The following is a 19,676-nucleotide window of genomic DNA, read 5'->3' as shown; positions in this document are numbered from 1 at the left end:
CGGGAGAGGGGCAGGAGAGAGGGCAGGCGTGTCAAATCCTCGCCACGCCCGGAGCCGACCTCACGGCGCGCCCTTGTAGACCCACTGCATCAGCGCATCGTGCGCTTCCTGCGCACCCGACGCGTTGGGGTGGTTGATATAGGCCACCACCACATAGCGTTCGCCATTGAGCGCATCGACATAGCCGGCCAGCGCGCGCACATCGGCCAGCGTGCCGGTCTTCAGATAGGCGTTGCCTGCCGCATTGGCGCGCGTCAGGCGGTTGCGCAGCGTGCCGTCCACGCCGAGGATCGGCAGCGAATCGATCAGCACCGGCCCCACGTTGCTGGCCAGCGCCTGCTGTAGCAGGCGGGCCATGTCGTAGGCGCTGATGCGCTCGTCACGCGACAATCCGGAGCCGTTTTCCAGTACCAGGTTCGGCATGTCCAGGCCCTGCTTGGCCAGCCACTGATGGATCACCCGCGATGACTTGTCGGTGCTGGCCGGGCCCTTGCGGTCCATTTCCGCCCCGATCGTGAGGAACAGCTGGCGGGCCATCACGTTGTTCGAGAACTTGTTGATGTCGCGCACGATGTCGCCCAGCGGCTGGCCGTAGTGGCGGGCCAGCAGGAAGGCGTTGCGCGGCACCGGACCGCTGCGCAGGCCGGGCGGGCGTGCGAAGCGGCCGCCGGCGTTCTGCCATTCGGCGACGAAGCCGCCCCAGATGAAGTCGCTGTGGCTCAGCGTGGCCAGGTTGACGATGTGTTCGCCGCAGTCGGCCGAGTAGCTGCCATCGAACGATGCCACGACCGTGCCGTCCGGCTGGGGCATGATGCTGGGCGTGGCGCGCGACTTCCAGTCGCCGCAGCGGCCGTTGGCCAGCGTCATCCGGTTATCCACGCGCAACTGCGCCAGCGCGGGCGTGACGGCCACGTCCACGGTGCGGTTGGCGGCGTCCGGGGTGATCGTGAACGACAGGGTCTTGAACGCGTAGAGCAGGGCGTCCGGATTCACGTTGTAGGCGCGCTGCGTCTCGCCGTCGATCGTGTAGCTGCCGTCCATGCCATCGGCAAAGAAGCTGCGGTCCAGCACGACGTCGCCATTGATAGTGGTGGCGCCCGCGGACCGGGCCGTGGCCACCAGCTTGGCCATTTCCTCGGGCACGAGCTTGGGATCGCCCCGGCCGCGCAGATAGACATTCCCATTGATCGTGCCGTCGGGGCCGGGCTGGTTGTCGGCATAGAGCGATGTCAGCCAGCGGAATTCGGGCCCGAGCAGCTGCAGGCCGGCGAAGGTGGTGACCACCTTCATCGTCGAGGCCGGATTCATCGGCGTCTCGGCGTTCCAGCTCACGCGTGCCTGCGGGGCGCCCACCTTGACCACGTAGAAGCTCGCGGCGGACAGCGGCACATGGGCGCGGCGCAGCGCGGCGGTCACGGTGGCGGGCAGGCCGCTGCGCGCGGCGGCGGGATCGGCGGGTTCGGCCTTGGCACGGGTGGCACCGGCAGTCGCGGCTACCGCCGTGGCGGCCGTGGCGGCGCGCGCGGCCTTGGCATTCTTGACGGGTTTGGCCTGGGCTCCGGACAGACCGAGGATGAGCAGCGTGGCCGCAACGATGGCGGGCGACAGGCTGCGGCGGAGCAGGGGCGGGCGGATGGGCATGGCGAGCATGTTAACGCATGGCCCCTGCGTGCCGGGTGACGTCATGCGGCCGTTTCCGGCCGCTTTTCGTGAGCGAGGTCGACTACGCGGCGCTCGGTCCGCTCAGTTGGCCGACTGGCAATCGGACGCCGACGGCGCGGCATTCGGAATCGGGAAGATGGCGTCGTAGGCCCAGTTGTAGAAGAACGCGTAGACCATGTAATAGCCGGCCACGGCGATGTCCATGATGAAGGCTTCCACCAGGCCGATCTTCAGGTACCACGCCACCGAGGGCAGGAACACGATCAGCAGGCCGCCCTCGAACAGGATCGCGTGCAGCACGCGGATCGGCGTCGACTTCTTGAGCTGGCCCGTGAAGCGCAGCATCGCGCGGTCGAACAGGATGTTATAGATGTAGTTCCACGTGGCGGCGATCAGGGCAGCCACCGCGCCGACGATGCCCATCTGGTGCAACTCGTACCCGAACACCAGACTGGCCAGCGGCGCGAATGCGATCAGACCGATCACCTCGAAACCGACGGTGTGACGAATACGGTCTGCAGTGGTACGCATGAGGCCCTCCAATTTCAATGAATTTCAACGATGGAGGGCATTCTATCGGCGCGACAGCTGATCGCAAGTTGGATACCATCTGAAAATCCGATAGATGGCGGCGGGACGCGCCGCATATCCCTATGTCTCTCTCTCTAGATCAGCTCCACGCGTTTGCGGCCGCCGCCGAAACCGGATCGTTCTCTGCGGCCGCCCGCCAGCTTGGCAAGGCCCAGTCGGTCATCAGCGCCGCCGTGGCCAACCTGGAAGTCGACCTAGACGCCACGCTGTTCGACCGCAGCGCCCGCTACCCGGTGCTGACACCGGCTGGTGAACGGTTGCTGCTGGAAGCGCGCGTGATCCTGGAACGCTGCGAGCATTTCCGTGGCGTGGCCAAGAGCCTGGGCGAAGGGGTGGAGTCGCGCCTCACGCTGGCCGTGGACGAGCTGTATCCCGAGGAAACGCTCGGCGAGCTGCTGACCGAGTTTTCCGAGCGATTCCCGTCGGTCGAACTGGAAATTCTGTTCCCGCTGATGGAGGACGTCAGCCGCCTGGTGCTGAGCCAGTGCGCGGACCTGGGCATCATGTGGCGCCAGGAAATCCTGCCGCCGGAACTGGGCTTCCACGCGCTCGGCTGGGTGGCGATGCCGATCATCTGCGCACCGGACCATCCGCTGGCCGCACAGCCGCGCGTGGATTTCGAGGAACTGAAACGCTACCGCCAGCTGATGGTGGCCACGCGTAGCGACAGCGAGGAAAAGAAGCGCCTGCGCGTGGCCGCCGAAGTCTGGTGGGTGGAAAGCCAGTGGGTCATCGTCGAACTGGTGAAGCGCCGCCTGGGCTGGGCCTTCGTGCCCTGGCACGTCGCCGCCAACTCGCCGGCCGCGGCCGGGCTGGTATCGCCACAACTGACGTTCCAGGACCAGGACTGGCCCGTCGCCATGGAAATCGTCTGGCACAAGCAGCGACCACTGGGCAAGGCCGCCACGTGGCTGAAGGAACGGGTCAGCCAGCAGGCGCTGCCGGTGCCGGAGGGGCGGTAAAGGACGGCGGCCAACGCTATCTGTCGAGGAACAGTCGGGAGAAGTTGGCTGCCCGCCAGTCGGCCGAAGTGGTGGCAGCTACCGCCGTTCGCGCCGACGAATGTCGCGTACGCCAAAAGCAACCCTGGCATTGCCGATCACGCCATATTTGATAATTCGCATGAAACGCTGAATTTGGATTGCCTACGGCAGACGGCTGGTCGCCGCATCGATATAGATACTTGCATTTCAACGCAAGGAGGTAACGATGCGGGTATCTGTCTTGTCGTACATGCGCGCGGCCATGCTGGCGGCGATGTTGATGCTGGTAGTCGGGTCGGCATTCGCCGCGCCGCCGGCCTTTGTCTATCGCGGTTCGAATTTGCCGCCGGAGCAGGTGTTCCAGAATGGATTCCCGAGTCCGGGAATCAACAACGACGTGTACGAGCACGTGGGCGGCAACTCATGCATGGAGAGAACATCTGCGTTCGTTCCGACGTCGGCGCAGGAATCCGTTGCGCATCAGTTTGCCAGCCGATGGCTGGTGGGGCGCGGCAGCCGCAGTTATGTGTATCGCATCCGGGCGACGGCAAGGTTCTATAGCGCCTATGCGTCGTTGCGGGACGCGTACACGCGGCTGGGGAACGTGATTTTCCGAACCACCGCCGAGCGTTTTCGGCACGAGGACGAATGGATGGCCTTCAGCGGCGTGCCGAACAACCTGGTGGAATCCGTCCAGATATTCGAGCGCAATGCCGACACGGGGCAAATGGAAGTCGTCGCCGAGCAGCGGAATCCGGCTTACGTCGCGGGGAACACGGTAGCCAACCAGGATCCGTTCCCGATTCGCAGGGCCCCGACCACTACGGTGCAGCTTGTAGCCCCAGCGTTGGCCGGCACATCGGGTGCGCTTGCGTCGGTGTGTTCGCTGTGCAACATCACCGAGGAAGAAGAAGAGGATCGCCGCCGCAAGCGGTCGGTGGACGTTTCCACCGGTGCCAAGGCCTGCAATTACTTTTCGATTCGCGAGGACGACTCGCCAGCGGCGGTTGTCGATCCGATCACCGGCGAGGAAGTCAAGCGTTATGTGCCATGGCAGACGCGCGTCAAGCGCGAGGGCTATTCCAGCATCGAGACGCCTCTGGGGTGTCAGACGGTGACGGGCGCCGCACCGCTGGCCGATCTGGTCGCCGTCAAGTGTGATGGCCTGCGCAATGTCAGAAGATTCCGGGTTTCCATCGGGGCAGGAGGTAACGCCAACACATGGGTGGACAAACGCTTCGACGATGGTGTCGAGGGCGAATGGTGGGGTCGCAAAAGCTCGGAAATTCCGGTCGTCAATACGCGTTACACGCTGGCCGACTACGGCTATTCGATCTATGACGTCTTCGGCAATACCACCGGCAACTGGTGGTCGGGGCTGACGGTACGGCCGTTTTACCCCGATCTGCCGTACACCGAATCGGGCGTGTGTGCCTATGACGCGGCCCGACACAAGACCTTGCTGCTGTGTCTGCCGCCGAGTGGCATTGTTGCCCGGCTGGAAGGCCGCAGCAACAATGCGATCAGCTCTATCGAGGCGCCTGCCGATCATGCCTACAAGATCTGCGAAGACGCCGGCTTTGCCGGGCGATGCCATATCCTGAGAGGCGACGCGAGTCAGACAGATTTGGGCCGATTGGGCATGAACGACAATATCTCGAGCATCCGGGCCTGCTACAAGCCCGTCCCGAACAGCTGGCGGCCTGCCCCGGACAATCGGGGCCTGATCGGCACGGTCTATTACCAGGTCAACGCAACGTCCGGGCTGCGCGAGTACTACCAGCTCAACAAGAGCAGCTATGGCCCGATGCCGGCCAGCCAGCGCAGCAACGCCGACTGGACCTACCTCCCGGACTACGACGAGTGCTGATCCGGCGCGGGTGCCGATGACGCCGGCGCGGGCTGTTGCTGCGCCGCCTCGGCGTCATACCCATGCCATCCGCCCCCCAGCGCCTTGATCAGTGTGATGGCGGCCGTGTACTGGCGATCCATGATGCGCAGCGTCGTGGTTTCGGCGGTGTAGGCCGCCGTCTGGGCGGTCAGCACGTCGAGCAGGCCCGCTGTGCCGGCCTTGTAGCGGTTGTTGACCAGCGACAGCGCCTCGCGCGCCGAGCGCAGGGCGTCGCCCTGGACCACGGCTTCCTGCTCGAGCACGCGTGCCGAGGCGAGGTTGTCCTCGACTTCCTGGAAGGCGCTCAGCACGGTCTGGCGATAGTTGGCCACGGTCTGGTCGTAGGCGGCCACGGCCTGGGCCTTGGCGGCGCTGCGCAGGCCGCCGTCGAACACCGTGCCGGCCAGGCCGGCGCCGACCGACCACACGCGGTCGGGTAGCGACAGCCAGCGCGCCAGCGTGCTCGCCGTGAGGCCACCCGTGGCCGACAGCGACAGGGTGGGATAGTAGGCCGCTTGCGCCACGCCGATATCGGCATTGGCCGACGCCATGCGGCGTTCGACAGCGGCGATGTCGGGGCGGCGTTCCAGCATTTGCGAAGGCACCGCCACTGGCACCACGGGCACCGGTGTCTGCAGATCTGCCGGCGCGATGTTCAGTTCCGAAGGCGGCCGTCCCACGAGGATGGCGATGGCATGTTCCAGCTGCGCGCGGCTGATCTGGATATCGAGCTGCTGGGCCTGGGCCGACTTGAGCTGTGTTTCCGACTGCAGCACGTCAGAGCGTTGCGCGGTGCCGGCCTTGTACTGGTTCTGCACCAGTTGCAGCGACCTCGCATAGTCGGCCACGGTCCGATCGAGCAGCGCGCGCTGGGCGTCGGCCACGCGCAGCGAGAAGTAGCTCTGCGCCAGCGTGGCCTGCGTGGACAGCAGCGTCGATGCCAGGTCGGCCTGGCTGGCCTGCGCGCCCGCTTCGGCGCTTTCCACCTGGCGGCGGATGCGGCCCCAGATATCGATTTCCCAACTGGCCGACAACGTGGCGTTCTGGCCGTCGATCACATGTCCGGCCGCGCTCGACTTGCCGCGCGATACGCCGACGTTGGCACCGACCGTAGGGAAGTAGCCGGCGCGTGCGGCCGCCAGCGATGCGGTGGCCTGGCGGTAGATCGCCTCGGCTGCCTTGATGTTCTGGTTCGACACCTGCACCTGCGATATCAGGTCGTCCAGCGTGGGGTCGTTGAACACGCGCCACCAATCGGGGCGGCCGGCGGCGTCCTGCGGCTCGGCGGTCTTCCAGTCGCCGGTCCAGACGGGCATGGCCTCGCCGGCTTCCTTGAAGGCCTTGGGTACGGGCGCGTCGGGGCGCTTGTAGTCGGGGCCGACCGCGCAGCCGGCCAGCAGGGCACAGGCCAGGGCCACCACCGAAAGAGAATAGGAGCGTCGGAACATGGCAGATGCCTTCTTCAGTGTTCGAGTTGCGGCGCGGCGCCGCGTTGCTGCCGGCGTGCGCGCCAGGCATTGACCTTGAGGCGCCAGCGGTCCAGCGTCAGGTAGACCACCGGCGTGGTGTACAGCGTCAGCAACTGGCTGACCACCAGGCCACCGACGATCGAGATGCCCAGCGGCGCACGCAGTTCGGCGCCATCGCCGCGGCCCAGCGCCAGCGGCACCGCGCCCAGCAGCGCCGCGGCCGTGGTCATCATGATGGGCCGGAAGCGCAGCAGGCAGGCGCGGTAGATGGCGTCGCGCGGGCTCAGTCCGTCGCGTCGTTCGGCGTCGATGGCGAAGTCGATCATCATGATGGCGTTCTTCTTGACGATGCCGATCAGCAGGATCACGCCGATCAGCGCGATGATGCTGAACTCGGTCTTGAACAGCAGCAGCGCCAGCAACGCGCCTACGCCCGCCGAAGGCAGTGTCGACAGGATGGTCAGTGGGTGGACATAGCTCTCGTAGAGAATGCCCAGCACGATGTAGATGGTGATGATGGCGGCCAGGATCAGCAGCGGCTGGCTCTTGAGCGAATCCTGGAATGCCTTGGCGCCGCCCGCGAAGTTGGCCTGCAGCGTCTCCGGTGCGCCGATCTGCGCCATCGCCAGCTTGATGGCGTCGGTGGCCTGCGACAGCGAATAGCCCTCGGCCAGGTTGAACGAGATGGTGGACGCGGCAAACTGGCCCTGGTGATTCACGCCCAGTGGCGTGCTGGTGGGCGTCACGCGCGCGAAGGCCGATAGCGGCACGCGCTTGCCGCCGCCCGTGACCACGTAGATGTCCTGCAGCGCATGCGGGCCCTGCAGGTATTCCGGGCTCAGTTCCATCACCACGCGGTACTGGTTCAGCGGGTGATAGATCGTCGACACCAGCCGCTGGCCGAATGCGTCGTTCAGGATGGCATCGACCTGCTGGGCCGTGACGCCGAGCTTGGATGCCGTATCGCGGTCGATGATGACCGACGTTTGCAGGCCCTTGTCGTTGGTGTCGGTATCCACGTCTTCCAGACCCTTGATGTTCGAAATCGCCGCGCGCACCTTGGGTTCCCACGCGCGCAGCACATCGAGATCATCGGACTGCAGTGTGAACTGGTAGGCCGAACTGCTCTGCCGCCCGCCGATGCGGATGTCCTGCACCGGCGTCAGGAACAGGCTCGCGCCGGGTTCCCTGGCCAGCTTGCCGCGCAGCCGCGCGACGATCTGGTCGGCCGTCTCCTTGCGCTCGGACAGCGGCTTGAGCGTGACGAACATCTGGCCCGTGTTGCGCTGCGACCCGCCCGTGAAGCCCGTGACGTTGACGACGGCCGGGTCCGACTGGACGATCTTGATGAAGTTGTCGAGCTTGCTGCGCATCAGCTGGAACGACGTGGCCTGGTCCGCACGGATAAAGCCGATCAGCCGCCCGGTGTCCTGCTGCGGGAAGAAGCCCTTGGGCACGATCACGTACAGGTAGACGTTCAGCGCGATGGTCAGCAACAGCACGATCCAGACCACCGGGCCATGGCGCAGCGCCACGCCAAGCGTGCGCGCATAGCCATTCTGCAGGCGCACGAACAGGTGTTCCGTGGCCCGGTGGAAGCGGCCCTGCGTCTCTTCATGCACGGGGCGCAGCAGCCGGGCGCACATCATCGGCGTGGCGGTCAGCGAGACCACCAGCGACACCAGGATGGCCACCGACAGCGTGATCGCGAATTCCTGGAACAGCCGGCCCACGATGCCCCCCATCAGCAGCAACGGAATGAACACCGCAATCAGCGACAGGCTCATCGACAGCACCGTGAAGCCCACCTCGCGCGCACCGCGCAGCGCGGCGGCCATCGGCTTCATGCCTTCCTCGATGTGCCGGGAGATGTTTTCCAGCACCACGATGGCGTCGTCGACCACGAAACCCGTGGCGATCGTCAGCGCCATCAGCGAGAGGTTGTTCAGCGAAAACCCGGCCAGGTACATGATCGTGAACGTGCCCACCAGCGACACCGGCACGGCCACGCTCGGGATCAGCGTGGCACGCACGTTACGCAGGAACACGAACACGACCATGATCACCAGCGCCACCGAGATCATCAGCGTGTGCTCCACCTCGCGCAGCGACGCGCGAATGGTGGGGGTACGGTCCATCATCACGTCCAGCGAAATCGTGGCCGGGATCATCTTGCGCAGCTGCGGCAGCATGTCGTTGACGCGGTCCACGGTCTCGATGATGTTGGCGCCCGGCGACCGGTTCAGCACCAACAGCACCGACGGCTTGCCGTTGGCCGAGCCCGCGTTGCGGATGTCCTGCACCGAATCCACCACATTGGCCACGTCCTGCAGCCGCACCGGTACCGCGAACGAGTTCGGGCCGCCGCTGTTGACGTTGCCCCCCGTGGCACCCGTGCTGATGGTGGTGGTGCCGCTGCTGGTGGTGATCGTGGTGGTGGTGACGCCGTTGACGGTCTTGGTGCTGACATTGCCGCCCGCGGCGGCGTTGGCCGTGCTGGCGATCAGCGCGCCGGCCGATGTCGACGAATAGGTGCCCGGCGTGGCGTAGCGGATGATCAGCGGCATGTAATCCTTGGCCGCCATCGCCTGGTCGTTGGCATAGACCTGCCATGCCGTGTTGGGGTTGTCCAGGATGCCCAGCGGCCGGTTCGCGTTGGTGGCGCTGATCGTGTTGCGCACGTCCTCCAGCGAAATGCCGTAGTGGTTCAGCGCGGTCGGATTCAGTTCCACCCGCACGGCCGGCAGCGACGAGCCGCCGATCGTCACCTGGCCCACGCCTTCGACCTGCGACAGCTTCTGGGCGAGGATCGTCGACGCCGCGTCGTACAGCTGGCCGCGCGTCATCGTCGGCGACGTCAGCGCAATGATCATGATCGGCGCGTCGGCCGGGTTCACCTTGCGATAGGTGGGGTTGTTCGGCAGGCTGGTGGGCAGCGTGGCGCGCGACGCATTGATGGCGGCCTGCACGTCGCGGGCGGCGCCGTCGATGTCGCGCGACAGGTCGAACTGCAGCGTCACGCGCGTGGAGCCCAGCGAACTGCTCGACGTGATCTCTGTCACGCCCGCGATGGCGCCCAGCGCACGCTCCAGCGGCGTGGCCACGGTGGCGGCCATGGTCTCGGGGCTGGCGCCGGGCAGCGACGCGGAGACCGAGATCGTGGGGAAGTCCACCTGCGGTAGCGGCGACACCGGCAGCAGCCGGAACGCGGCGATGCCGGCCAGCAGGATGCCGATGGTCAGCAGCGCGGTGGCTACCGGGCGGTGGATGAAAGTGGCCGAGAGGTTCATCAGGCGTTCGGCTCCTGCGGACGCGGCGTCACGCGGTGGCCGCCCTCGTCACCGTCGTTGCGGTCATCGTCGCCGTCATTCGGGTTGCCGAACCTGCGGACGCGCCAGTCCTTCAGGCGGTACGCCACGCGGTCGAACGCCAGGTAGATCACCGGCGTGGTGAACAGCGTCAGCACCTGGCTGACCAGCAGGCCGCCCACCATCGTGATACCCAGCGGCCGGCGCAGTTCCGAGCCGATGCCGGAGCCCAGCATCATCGGCAGCGCCGCCAGCAGCGCGGCCATGGTGGTCATCAGGATGGGCCGGAACCGCAGCAGGCAGGCCTGGAAGATGGCGTCGTACGGCTTCATGCCGTGCTCGCGTTCGGCTTCGAGCGCGAAGTCGATCATCATGATCGCGTTCTTCTTGACGATGCCGATCAACAGGATGATGCCGATGATCGCGATGATGCCCAGGTCCTGCTGGAAGACCAGCAGCGCCAGCAGCGCGCCGACACCCGCCGACGGCAGCGTGGAAAGGATCGTTACCGGGTGGATGGTGCTCTCGTACAGCACGCCCAGCACGATGTACATGGTGATCACGGCGGCCAAAATCAGCCACAGCGTGTTCGACAGCGATGCCCGGAAGGCCAGCGCAGCGCCCTGGAATTCGGTGGCCATCGAGATCGGCAGGCCGATTTCCTGCTCGACCTTGGTGATCTTGTCGACGGCGGCACCGAGCGATTCGCCTGGCGCCAGGTTGAACGAGATCGTGGCCGCCGGGAACTGCCCCTGGTGGTTGATCACGAGCGGGCCGGTGCGTTCGGAAATCCGCGCGATGGAGCCCAGCGGCACCTGGCCGCCCGACGACGACGGCAGCCGCAGCTCGGCCAGCGATGCGGGGCTGGTGCGGAATTCCGGCATCGTCTCCAGCACCACGCGATACTGGCTGGCCTGGGTAAAGATGGTCGAGATCAGGCGCTGGCCGAACGCGCTGTAAAGCGCGCTGTCGATCACGGCCGTGGTGATGCCGAAGCGCGCGGCGGCGTCGCGGTCGATCTCCACGAAGGCACGCAGGCCGTTGTTCTGCTGGTCGCTGGCCACGTCGCGCAGTTCGGGTTCCCGCTGCAGGCGTTCGACCAGCTTCGGCACCCATTCGGCCAGCACGGTCGGGTCCGGGTCTTCCACCGTGAACTGGTACTGCGTGCGCGCCACGCGGTCTTCGATCGTCAGGTCCTGCACGGGCTGCATGTAGAGCGACACGCCGCCCAGCTTGTGCACTGCCTCCTGCAGGCGGTCGGTTACCACGGCCATCGAATCGCGGTCGCCCTTGGGCTTGAGGTTGATCAGCATGCGCCCGGCGTTGACGGTCTGGTTGGTCCCGTCCACGCCGATGAACGACGACACGCTGGCCACCGCCGGGTCTTCCAGGATCACCTTCTGCACGGCTTCCTGCTTGCGTCCCATCGACTGGAACGAACTGGTCTGCGCGGCTTCGGTGATGGCCTGGATCACGCCGGTGTCCTGCACCGGGAAGAAGCCCTTGGGCACCAGCAGGTACAGCAGGCCGGTCAGCACCAGCGTGCCGATGGCCACGACCAGCGTGGCGGTCTGGCGCGCCAGCACCCATTCCAGCGCCTGGCCATACCGTTCGATCACGTTGTCGAAGAAGCGGCCCGTGGCCAGGTGGAAGCGCGACTGTTCGCTTTCCGGCACATGGCGCAGCAGGCGCGCGCACATCATCGGCGTCAGCGTCAGCGACACCACGGCCGAGATCAGGATCGACACCGCCAGCGTGATCGCGAATTCACGGAACAGCCGCCCGACCACATCGCCCATGAACAGCAGCGGAATCAGCACCGCCACCAGCGAGAACGTCAGCGAGATGATCGTGAAGCCGATCTGCTTCGACCCCTTCAGCGCGGCCTCCATCGGGGAATCGCCTTCCTCGATGTAGCGCATGATGTTCTCGATCATCACGATGGCGTCGTCCACGACGAAGCCCGTGGCGATGGTCAGCGCCATCAGCGTGAGGTTGTTGATCGAGAAGCCGGCCAGGTACATCACGCCGAACGTGCCCACCAGCGACAGCGGCACGGCCACGCCCGGGATGATCGTTGCCGACAGGTTGCGCAGGAAGACGAAGATCACCATCACCACCAGCGCGATGGCCAGCAGCAGTTCGAACTCCACGTCCTTGACCGAGGCACGGATCGTCGTGGTGCGGTCGGTCAGCACCTGCGCATGGACCGAGGCCGGCAGTGCCGACTGCAGCTGCGGCAGCAGCGTCTTGATGCGGTCCACCACCTCGATCACGTTGGCGCCCGGCTGGCGCTGGATATTGACCACGATGGCCGGCTTGGCATTGGCCCAGGCGGCCAGCCGGCTGTTCTCGGGGCCGTCGATGATGTCGGCCACGTCGGTGATGCGGATCGGCGCGCCGTTCTGGTAGCCGATGATGATCTGCCGGTACTCGTCGGCCGACTTGAGCTGGTCGTTGGCGTCGATGGTCGACGCGCGCGACGGGCCGTCGAAGCTGCCCTTGGCGCCGTTGACGTTGGCGCTGCCGATGGCGGTGCGCAGGTCGTCGATCGACATGCCCAGGTTGGCCAGTGCGGTCGGGTTGGCCTGGATGCGCACGGCGGGGCGCTGGCCGCCGCTGATGGTGACCAGGCCCACGCCCTGGATCTGCGAGATCTTGGCGGCCACGCGGGTGTCGACCATGTCCTGCAGCTTGGGCAGCGGCAGGGTGTCGGACGTCATCGCCAGCGTCATGATCGGCGCGTCGGCCGGATTGACCTTGCTGTAGACCGGCGGCATCGGCAGGTCGGCCGGCAGCAGATTGCCGCCGGCGTTGATGGCGGCCTGCACCTCCTGCTCGGCCACGTCCAGCGACAGCGTCAGCTCGAACTGCAGCGTGATGACCGACGCGCCGCCCGACGACGACGACGACATCTGCTTGAGGCCCGGCATCTGGCCGAACTGGCGCTCCAGCGGCGCCGTGACCGACGAGGTCATCACGTCGGGGCTGGCGCCGGGGTACAGCGTGGTGACCTGGATGGTCGGGTAGTCGACCTCGGGCAGGGCGGAGAGCGGCAGCAGCTTGAATGCGACCAGCCCCGACAGCAGGATGGCCAGCATCAGCAGGGCCGTGGCAACCGGCCGCTCGATAAAGATGCGTGAAGGATTCATGCCGCTTCCCTGTCCTCTTGCTTACTGCTGCGGCCGCTGGCCCACGCTGGCGCCCGGGTTCGCCGGCGTGCTGGTGGCCGGATTCGGGCTGGTGTCGGCGTCGCGCATGCGACGGCGTTCGCCCGGTGCGCCCGCCGCTGCCGAGGCGCTGGCGCCATCACTGGCCGCGCCTGGCGCCGCGTGGGGGCCGCTTGCGCCACCATGCGCCCCGCTGGCCCCGCCCCAGTTGCCGCGGCGGCCACGTGCCCGCGGCGCGCTCGACGGCTGCAGCTGCGCGGCGCGCGCGGCGGGGTCCACCGCTTCCACGACCATGCCTTCCTTGAGGCGGTCTGCGCCGTCCACCACCACGCGCTGGCCGGGCTCCACGCCCTTGAGCACGGCGGTGCGGGCGCCATCGCTCGGGCCCAGCGTCACCACCTGAACCTTCACGGTGTTGTCGTCGCCCACCACGTAGACAAAGGTGCCTTGCTGGCCACGCTGGATGGCGGCCACGGGAATCACCGTGGCGTCTTCCATGGTATCCACGCGGGTGCGCACGTTCACGAACTGGTTCGGGAACAGCATGCCGTCGGTGTTCTGGAAGATGGCCTTGAGCTTGACCGTGCCGGTGGTGGTGTCGATCTGGTTGTCGGTGGTCAGCAGCGAGCCCTCGGCCAATTGGTTGCGCATCTGGCGGTCCCACGCCTGCACCTGGAGCTTCTCGCCGGCGTTCAGCTTCCTGAGCACGGCGGGCAGGTTGTCCTCCGGGATCGTATACAGCACGGTGATCGGCTGGATTTGCGTGATCAGGGCGATGCCATTGGTGTCGCCGGTGCTGACGATGTTGCCCGGATCCACCTGGCGCAGGCCGATGCGGCCCGAGGTGGGCGCCACGATGCGCGTGTAGCCCAGGTTCAGCCGCGCGTTGTCGACGTTGCCCTGGTCGGTCTTGACCACGCCTTCGTACTGGCGCACCAGCGCGTCCTGCGTGTCCACCTGCTGCTTCGAGATCGAATCCTGCGCGAGCAGCGTCCTGTAGCGTTGCTGGTCCAGCCGGGCGTTCTGCAGCAGCGCCTGGTCACGGGCCAGCTGGCCCACGGCCTGGTCCACCGCGGCCTGGAACGGGCGCGGATCGATCTCGGCCAGCACGTCGCCGGCCTTGACCATCTGGCCTTCCTTGAACAGCACCTTCAGCAGCGGGCCCGAAACCTGCGCACGCACGGTGACATTGGCCACCGGCGTCACGTTGCCCAGGCCGTTGAGCACCACATCCATGTTGCGCTTGCTGACCGTATTGACCACCACGGGCGAGCGCGGCATGGCGTTCGGCCCGCCCTGGCCGCCGGGCCCGCCCGGCCCGCGTCGGCCGGCCCCCATGCCCGGCGCCCCGCTGGCGGCGCCGGGAGCGGCGGCCGCTGCATCCTGCGCCGCCTTGCGGTGGCTGTGCCAGTACCAGCCGGCGCCAGCCAGCACGACAATGACCGCGACGGCAATCCAGGTGCGGCGGCGCGAAGGGACCGGGCCGCGCGGCGGGGTGGGGGGAATAGGCTGACCTTGTTGTGGGTGGGACATGAACGGAATCCTGGGAACCGGCACGACATAAAAGGAGCGCGCGCCAAACGGTATTCGCACAGCGACTGTGACGGTGAAGTGGCAGCAGTATGCCGCATCGCGAGGGCAGGGCGACCCGCCGTCAGGTGGGATGGCGCCCGGCGGGGCGCGTCATGGATGCAAGCATAATGTGCAGCCGTGGCCCCACGTATTTCGCGGTTTCCCGCTTTTATTACAGCGGGTTACGGGCGGCGTGGGTGTAACGTCCAGAAACAAAACCGTCCCGGGCATTTGCAAAGTTGGATGCCCGTCCTGACTATCATGTGCCTATGCGTACAAACCAGCCCACACAGATTCTTGTCGTCGACGACGATCCCGAATTGCGCGACCTGCTGCGCGAATACCTGACCTCGCAAGGCTTTGCGGTGTCGGTGCTGCACGATGGCGATGGCCTGCAGGCCCGGCTGGAGCGCGAGCGCCCCGCGCTGATCGTGCTGGACCTGATGATGCCCAAGGTCGATGGCCTGACCGCCCTGCGCAACCTGCGTGCCAAGAACGACGACATCCCGGTGATCCTGCTGACCGCGCGCAGCGACGAGATCGACCGCATCGTCGGGCTGGAGATCGGCGCCGACGACTACCTGGGCAAGCCTTTCTCGCCGCGCGAGCTGCTGGCCCGCATCAACGCCGTGCTGCGCCGCAAGCTGGCCCGCCCGGCCGCCGCGCCGGAAGACCGCGAATCGATTGCCTTCGGCCCGTTCCGGGTGAATTTCCGCCAGCGTTCGCTGGAACGCAGCGGCCAGGCCGTGTCGATCAGCGATACCGAATTCGCGCTGCTGAAGCTGCTGCTGATGCATCCGCTGGAAGTGCTGTCGCGGGAGCGCATCGTCGAACTGATGTATGGCACCGCCAACGGCATCAGCGACCGGGGCATCGACGTCCAGATCTGGCGCCTGCGCCGGCTGCTGGATGAAGACGCGCAGCGCCCGCGCTATATCCAGACCGTACGTGGCCGGGGCTACACCTTTGTGCCCGACGAAGCCGAGGACAGCGTTCCGCAATAAGGCTCCCGCGACGGAACCTCCGCATGAAACCAAGGCATGAAGCTAAGAATTGATACCCTGTTCGGCCGCATGGCGCTGCTGATCGCCGCCGTGCTGATGATCAGCCATTTCTCGTGGCTGGCCATCCTGCGCATGGACCGGCGCCAGCAGCAGATCGATTATTCGGTCGAGCAGATGCTGTTCCAGCTGGACAGCATCCAGCGCGCCCTCGATGCCAGGCCGCCCGTGCCGTTGCCGAGCCTGGTCGAAGTGGCCGATACCGCCGTGGCGGACGAGCACGCCGGCCCCCCGCACGGAGGGCGTCCGCGCCGCCTGGTGGACCAGTTCACGCGCCGCCTGCCGCCGGGCTCCGAGGTGCGGCTGGAAGACGAACTGTCCACGCCCCGGCTCTGGATCAAGCTGCCCAACCGTAACCGCTGGATCGCCATGCCGATCCTGTTCGTGCATAACCCGCCGCCCGACAATCGGCTGATTCCGGGCGTGGTGCTGGTGGTAGGGGTGGCGATCGTCTTCGCGCTGTTCGTGGCGTGGCAGATCCAGCGCCCGGTGCGCGATATGGCCGAAGCGGCCGAGAAGCTGTCGCGCCAGCAGGCCGTGCCGCCGCTGCGCGAGCGCGGGCCGCACGAGTTGCGCCAGCTGATCGTGCGTTTCAATCGCATGGTGGCCGACCTGTTCCGCATCGACCAGGAGCGCAATACGATGCTGGCCGGCATCGCGCACGACCTGAAGACGCCGCTGGCGCGCCTGCGCCTGCGGGCCGAGATGCTGTCGGACCCCAAGGCGGCGGCCGGCGTGACGCGCGACGTGGATTCGATGTCGGCCATCGTCGAGCAGTTCCTGACCTTTGCGCAGAGCAGCGAGCCCACGGCCCGGCCGGTGCCGGTGGACAAGCGCATTGGAGAGCTGGCGGCGTCGCTGCAGGAGCAGGACAGGCTGGTCGTGCTGGAACTGACCGCCGGCGACGGCTTCCGCATGATCGCCACCCAGCTGGACCGCATCATCGGCAACCTGGTGGACAACGCGTATGCCTACGGGGCCCCGCCGGTCTATGTGGCGACGTCGCGCACAACCGACGGCTGGTGCCTGACCGTGGAAGATCAGGGCCCGGGCATTCCGGCCGATGCCATCGAGCGCGTGACCATGCCGTTCGTGCGGCTGGATCCGGCACGTGGCGGCAATGCACATTCGGGACTGGGCCTGGCCATTGTCGACCGTCTGGTCAGGCAGGGCGGCGGCAGGCTGACGATCAGCAACCGCGATGAAGGCGGCCTGCGGGTGGAGATGGTGTTCCCCTTCACGGCGCTGGCGCAGGCGGCCTGAGCGCGCTTTGGCGCGTTGTATTTCGTCCCCTCTCCCAGCAGCTGGAGAGGGGCGGCCCCCACCGGCGGCTCTGCCTCAAACCTTCTTCTTTTCCCCGATCCGGCTTTCCTTGCCGGCCAGCAGCTTGGCGATATTGCTACGGTGGCGGGCAATCAGCAGGACGCCGATGACCAGCACTGCCCCGGCGATGATATCCACGCCAAACATCAGCACGTAGAAGAACGGCGCGAAGATCGCGGCCACCAGCGCGGCCAGCGACGAATAGCGGAAGAAGAACGCGATGATGAGCCAGCTGGCCAGCGTGCCGGCCCCCAGCAGCGGGTCGATGGCGAACAGGATGCCGGCTGCGGTGGCCACGCCCTTGCCACCCGCGAAGCGGTGGAATAGCGGAAACAGGTGGCCCAGGAACACGGCCAGCGCCGCCAGCGCGATGCCGGTATCGTCCACGCCGTAGCCGGGGCCCAGGTGCTTGACCAGCATGACCGCCACATAGCCCTTCAGGCCATCGCCGATCAGCGTCAGGATCGCGGCCTTCTTGTTGCCGGTGCGCAGCACGTTGGTGGCGCCGGGGTTGCCGGAGCCGTAGCTGTGCGGGTCGGGCAGGCCCATGACCTTGCTGACCACGACGGCGAACGACACCGATCCGATCAGATAGGCGATGACGGCAAATATCAGGTTGACCATTGTGTGGGAATAGGGACAAGGAATTTCAGGCTGGCGCGATTGTAGCGCGGCACGGCGCCGGCGCACGCCGTGGTTTCCCCGGCGTGCGCCAATCCGGCATCCGGCCTGATCGCCATCAGTCAGGCAACGCGCAAGCCACCGGCCTGGCGTCCAGCAGGTCGGTCAGCACGCCCGGGGCGATGCTGACCAGGTAGCCGCGCCGTCCGCCGTTGATATAGAGGGTGTCCAGCGCCAGCACGGTGCCTTCCACGTAGACCGGCATGCGCTTCTTCGTGCCGAACGGCGACGTGCCGCCCACCATGTAGCCGCTGTGGCGCTGTGCCACCTCGGGCTTGCACGGCTGCACGCTTTTGGCGCCGATCTGCCGCGCCAGGTTCTTGGTCGATACCGAGCAGTCGCCATGCATGAGCACGATCAGCGGCTTGGCGGCCTCGTCTTCCATCACCAGCGTCTTCACCACGTTGTGCTCGGGCACGCCAAGCTGGCGCGCCGATTCCCCCGTGCCGCCGTGGTCGACATAGTCGTAGGTGTGCTCGCCGAACGCCACGCCCTGCTTGCGCAGCATCTGCGTGGCCGGTGTCTCGGAGATGTGTTTCTGCTTGCTCATGGAACGGAATGTCAACGCCGGCTCAGCCGCGCGGATGGTGATGCTGGTGCAGCTCGCGCAGGCGCTCGCGCGCCACGTGCGTGTAGATCTGCGTGGTGGAGATGTCGGCATGGCCCAGCAGCAGCTGCACCACGCGCAGGTCGGCGCCGTGGTTCAGCAGATGCGTGGCAAAGGCATGCCGCAGCGTATGCGGCGACAGCGGGGCGTGGATGCCGGCATCGCGCGCATGCTTCTTGATCAGGTGCCAGAACGTCTGGCGTGTCATGCCTTCGCCGCGCTGGGTGACGAACAGTTCGTCGCAGGCGCGGCCGGCCAGCAGCGCGGGCCGGCTCTCTGCGAGATAGCGGCGCAGCCAGTCGCCGGCCTGGGCGCCAAACGGCACCAGCCGTTCCTTGTTGCCCTTGCCGCCCACCACGCGCGCCACGCCCTCGTTGAGCCCGATCTCGATCGTCTTCATGTTCGTCAGCTCGGACACGCGCAGCCCGCTGGCATACATCAGTTCGAGCATGGTGCGGTCGCGCAGGCCCAGCGGGGTGCCCTCGTCCGGCGCTTCCAGCAGCGCCTCGACCTGACCTTCGGACAGCGTCTTCGGAAAGCGCGGCGGCTGTTTGGCCGGGCGCAGCAGCAGGCACGGGTCAGCGTCGATCATGTGCTCGCGCAGCGCCCACTGGTAGAACCGGCGGAACACCGTCAGGCGACGGTTGGCCGACGACGCGCGGGTTTCGGTGTGGCGCGCCGCGAAATAGCCGGACAGCGCCGTGTCGTCGACGGCCAGCAGCGCGCAGGTGTCGCTTTCGTGCAGCCAGCGCGCCAGCAGCGCCAGATCGCGCCGATAGGCGTCGATGGTGTTCTTCGACAGCCCGTCTTCGAGCCACAGCGCATCGCAGAAGCGGTCGACCAGCGCCAGGTCTTCGGCCAGTCCCGCGCTCATAGGAGCATCGCCCGCTCGTGGCGCAGCAGCCATCGCTTGACGCCCAGGTGGAAGCCTTCCTCGCCGTGATGGGCGAAGCCGCCCAGCCCGTTGGCGGCCACCACGCGGTGGCACGGGATCACGATCGGGAACCAGTTCTGCCCGCACGCCTGGCCCACCGCGCGCGGCATGCTCTGCAGCGACCTGGCGATGGTGCCGTAGGTGGTCAGCCCGCCGCGCGGCACGGCGCAGATGGCATCCCAGACCTTGCGCTGGAAATCGGTGCCGCGCGTGGACAGCGGCAGGTCGAAGACGATGTCGGGATTGTCGTAGTAGGCCGCGAGCTGTTCGGCCACGCGCCGCGTCAGCGCGTCGGCCGGCGCGATGTCGGCAAACGAATCGGGCAGGTAGACGATCTCGTGGACCTGCGTGCCATCGACGCGCACGCCGACCTTGCCGAATGGCGCGGGCAGGACGGCATCGAAGGGACGTTGCATGGTGGGGG

The 19,676-nt window shown here is 66.8% G+C and carries 14 protein-coding genes; 4 read left to right on the top strand and 10 right to left on the bottom strand.

The window, feature by feature from the left end:
- Nucleotides 1-60 precede the first annotated feature (60 nt).
- Both dacB and BLQ58_RS05125 read right to left on the bottom strand, forming a co-directional pair.
- On the bottom strand, nt 61-1,650 hold the full coding sequence (gene dacB, locus BLQ58_RS05130) for a D-alanyl-D-alanine carboxypeptidase/D-alanyl-D-alanine endopeptidase (protein WP_092595202.1): 1,590 nt from the start codon (nt 1,648-1,650) through the stop codon (nt 61-63).
- 93 nt (nt 1,651-1,743) lie between these two features.
- Nucleotides 1,744-2,193, bottom strand: a complete 450-nt coding sequence (locus BLQ58_RS05125) for a PACE efflux transporter (protein ID WP_092595200.1) — start codon at nt 2,191-2,193, stop codon at nt 1,744-1,746.
- A 122-nt stretch (nt 2,194-2,315) separates the two neighbouring features.
- On the opposite strand from BLQ58_RS05125, the gene BLQ58_RS05120 reads away from it, so the two are divergent.
- Together BLQ58_RS05120 and BLQ58_RS05115 are read left to right on the top strand one after the other, a co-directional pair.
- Complete coding sequence (locus tag BLQ58_RS05120; protein WP_092595198.1) at nt 2,316-3,215, top strand: LysR family transcriptional regulator; 900 nt, start codon at nt 2,316-2,318, stop codon at nt 3,213-3,215.
- Between the two features lie 247 nt (nt 3,216-3,462).
- Nucleotides 3,463-5,106, top strand: a complete 1,644-nt coding sequence (locus tag BLQ58_RS05115; protein WP_092595196.1) for a hypothetical protein — start codon at nt 3,463-3,465, stop codon at nt 5,104-5,106.
- On the opposite strand, the gene BLQ58_RS05110 is transcribed toward BLQ58_RS05115, so the two are convergent.
- From BLQ58_RS05110 to BLQ58_RS05095, 4 genes are read right to left on the bottom strand one after another with little or no spacing between them, the layout of a single operon-like run.
- Nucleotides 5,091-6,575, bottom strand: coding sequence for an efflux transporter outer membrane subunit (locus BLQ58_RS05110; RefSeq protein ID WP_092595195.1), 1,485 nt, complete (start codon nt 6,573-6,575; stop codon nt 5,091-5,093). The two genes, BLQ58_RS05115 and BLQ58_RS05110, sit on opposite strands and share 16 nt — an antisense overlap.
- 14 nt (nt 6,576-6,589) lie before the next feature.
- A complete protein-coding gene (locus tag BLQ58_RS05105; protein WP_092595193.1) occupies nt 6,590-9,886 on the bottom strand; it encodes an efflux RND transporter permease subunit in 3,297 nt (1,098 codons plus the stop codon).
- The gene (locus BLQ58_RS05100; protein WP_092595191.1) at nt 9,886-13,056 is read right to left on the bottom strand and encodes an MdtB/MuxB family multidrug efflux RND transporter permease subunit; all 3,171 of its coding nucleotides are present in this window, start codon (nt 13,054-13,056) and stop codon (nt 9,886-9,888) included. Before BLQ58_RS05100 ends, BLQ58_RS05105 begins: the two co-directional genes overlap by 1 nt.
- A 21-nt stretch (nt 13,057-13,077) precedes the next feature.
- Nucleotides 13,078-14,607: an MdtA/MuxA family multidrug efflux RND transporter periplasmic adaptor subunit gene (locus BLQ58_RS05095; RefSeq protein WP_092595189.1), complete on the bottom strand. Its 1,530-nt coding sequence runs from the start codon at nt 14,605-14,607 to the stop codon at nt 13,078-13,080.
- Nucleotides 14,608-14,915: 308 nt separating this feature from the next.
- On the opposite strand from BLQ58_RS05095, the gene BLQ58_RS05090 reads away from it, so the two are divergent.
- Together BLQ58_RS05090 and BLQ58_RS05085 are read left to right on the top strand one after the other, a co-directional pair.
- A complete protein-coding gene (locus tag BLQ58_RS05090; RefSeq protein ID WP_066739401.1) occupies nt 14,916-15,650 on the top strand; it encodes a response regulator in 735 nt (244 codons plus the stop codon).
- A 36-nt stretch (nt 15,651-15,686) separates the two neighbouring features.
- Nucleotides 15,687-16,970, top strand: a complete 1,284-nt coding sequence (locus tag BLQ58_RS05085) for an ATP-binding protein (RefSeq protein ID WP_092595187.1) — start codon at nt 15,687-15,689, stop codon at nt 16,968-16,970.
- 75 nt (nt 16,971-17,045) lie between these two features.
- On the opposite strand, the gene plsY is transcribed toward BLQ58_RS05085, so the two are convergent.
- The 4 genes from plsY to BLQ58_RS05065 all read right to left on the bottom strand — a co-directional run bounded on the left by plsY (nt 17,046) and on the right by BLQ58_RS05065 (nt 19,668).
- Nucleotides 17,046-17,654, bottom strand: coding sequence for a glycerol-3-phosphate 1-O-acyltransferase PlsY (plsY, locus tag BLQ58_RS05080; protein WP_092595185.1), 609 nt, complete (start codon nt 17,652-17,654; stop codon nt 17,046-17,048).
- A 115-nt stretch (nt 17,655-17,769) separates the two neighbouring features.
- Nucleotides 17,770-18,261: a Cys-tRNA(Pro) deacylase gene (ybaK, locus tag BLQ58_RS05075; protein WP_092595183.1), complete on the bottom strand. Its 492-nt coding sequence runs from the start codon at nt 18,259-18,261 to the stop codon at nt 17,770-17,772.
- A gap of 22 nt (nt 18,262-18,283) precedes the next feature.
- Nucleotides 18,284-19,192, bottom strand: a complete 909-nt coding sequence (gene xerD, locus BLQ58_RS05070) for a site-specific tyrosine recombinase XerD (protein WP_092595181.1) — start codon at nt 19,190-19,192, stop codon at nt 18,284-18,286.
- Nucleotides 19,189-19,668 (bottom strand): methylated-DNA--[protein]-cysteine S-methyltransferase, encoded by a 480-nt coding sequence (locus BLQ58_RS05065; RefSeq protein WP_092595179.1) that lies wholly within the window; start codon nt 19,666-19,668, stop codon nt 19,189-19,191. Before BLQ58_RS05065 ends, xerD begins: the two co-directional genes overlap by 4 nt.
- Between the last annotated feature and the right edge of the window lie 8 nt (nt 19,669-19,676).

It is taken from the genome of Ralstonia sp. 25mfcol4.1, from assembly GCF_900104095.1.
In the GTDB taxonomy this organism is placed as follows: domain Bacteria; phylum Pseudomonadota; class Gammaproteobacteria; order Burkholderiales; family Burkholderiaceae; genus Cupriavidus.
Note: the sequence above shows the minus strand (reverse complement) of the source record. Positions and strands in the feature narration are given on the sequence as shown.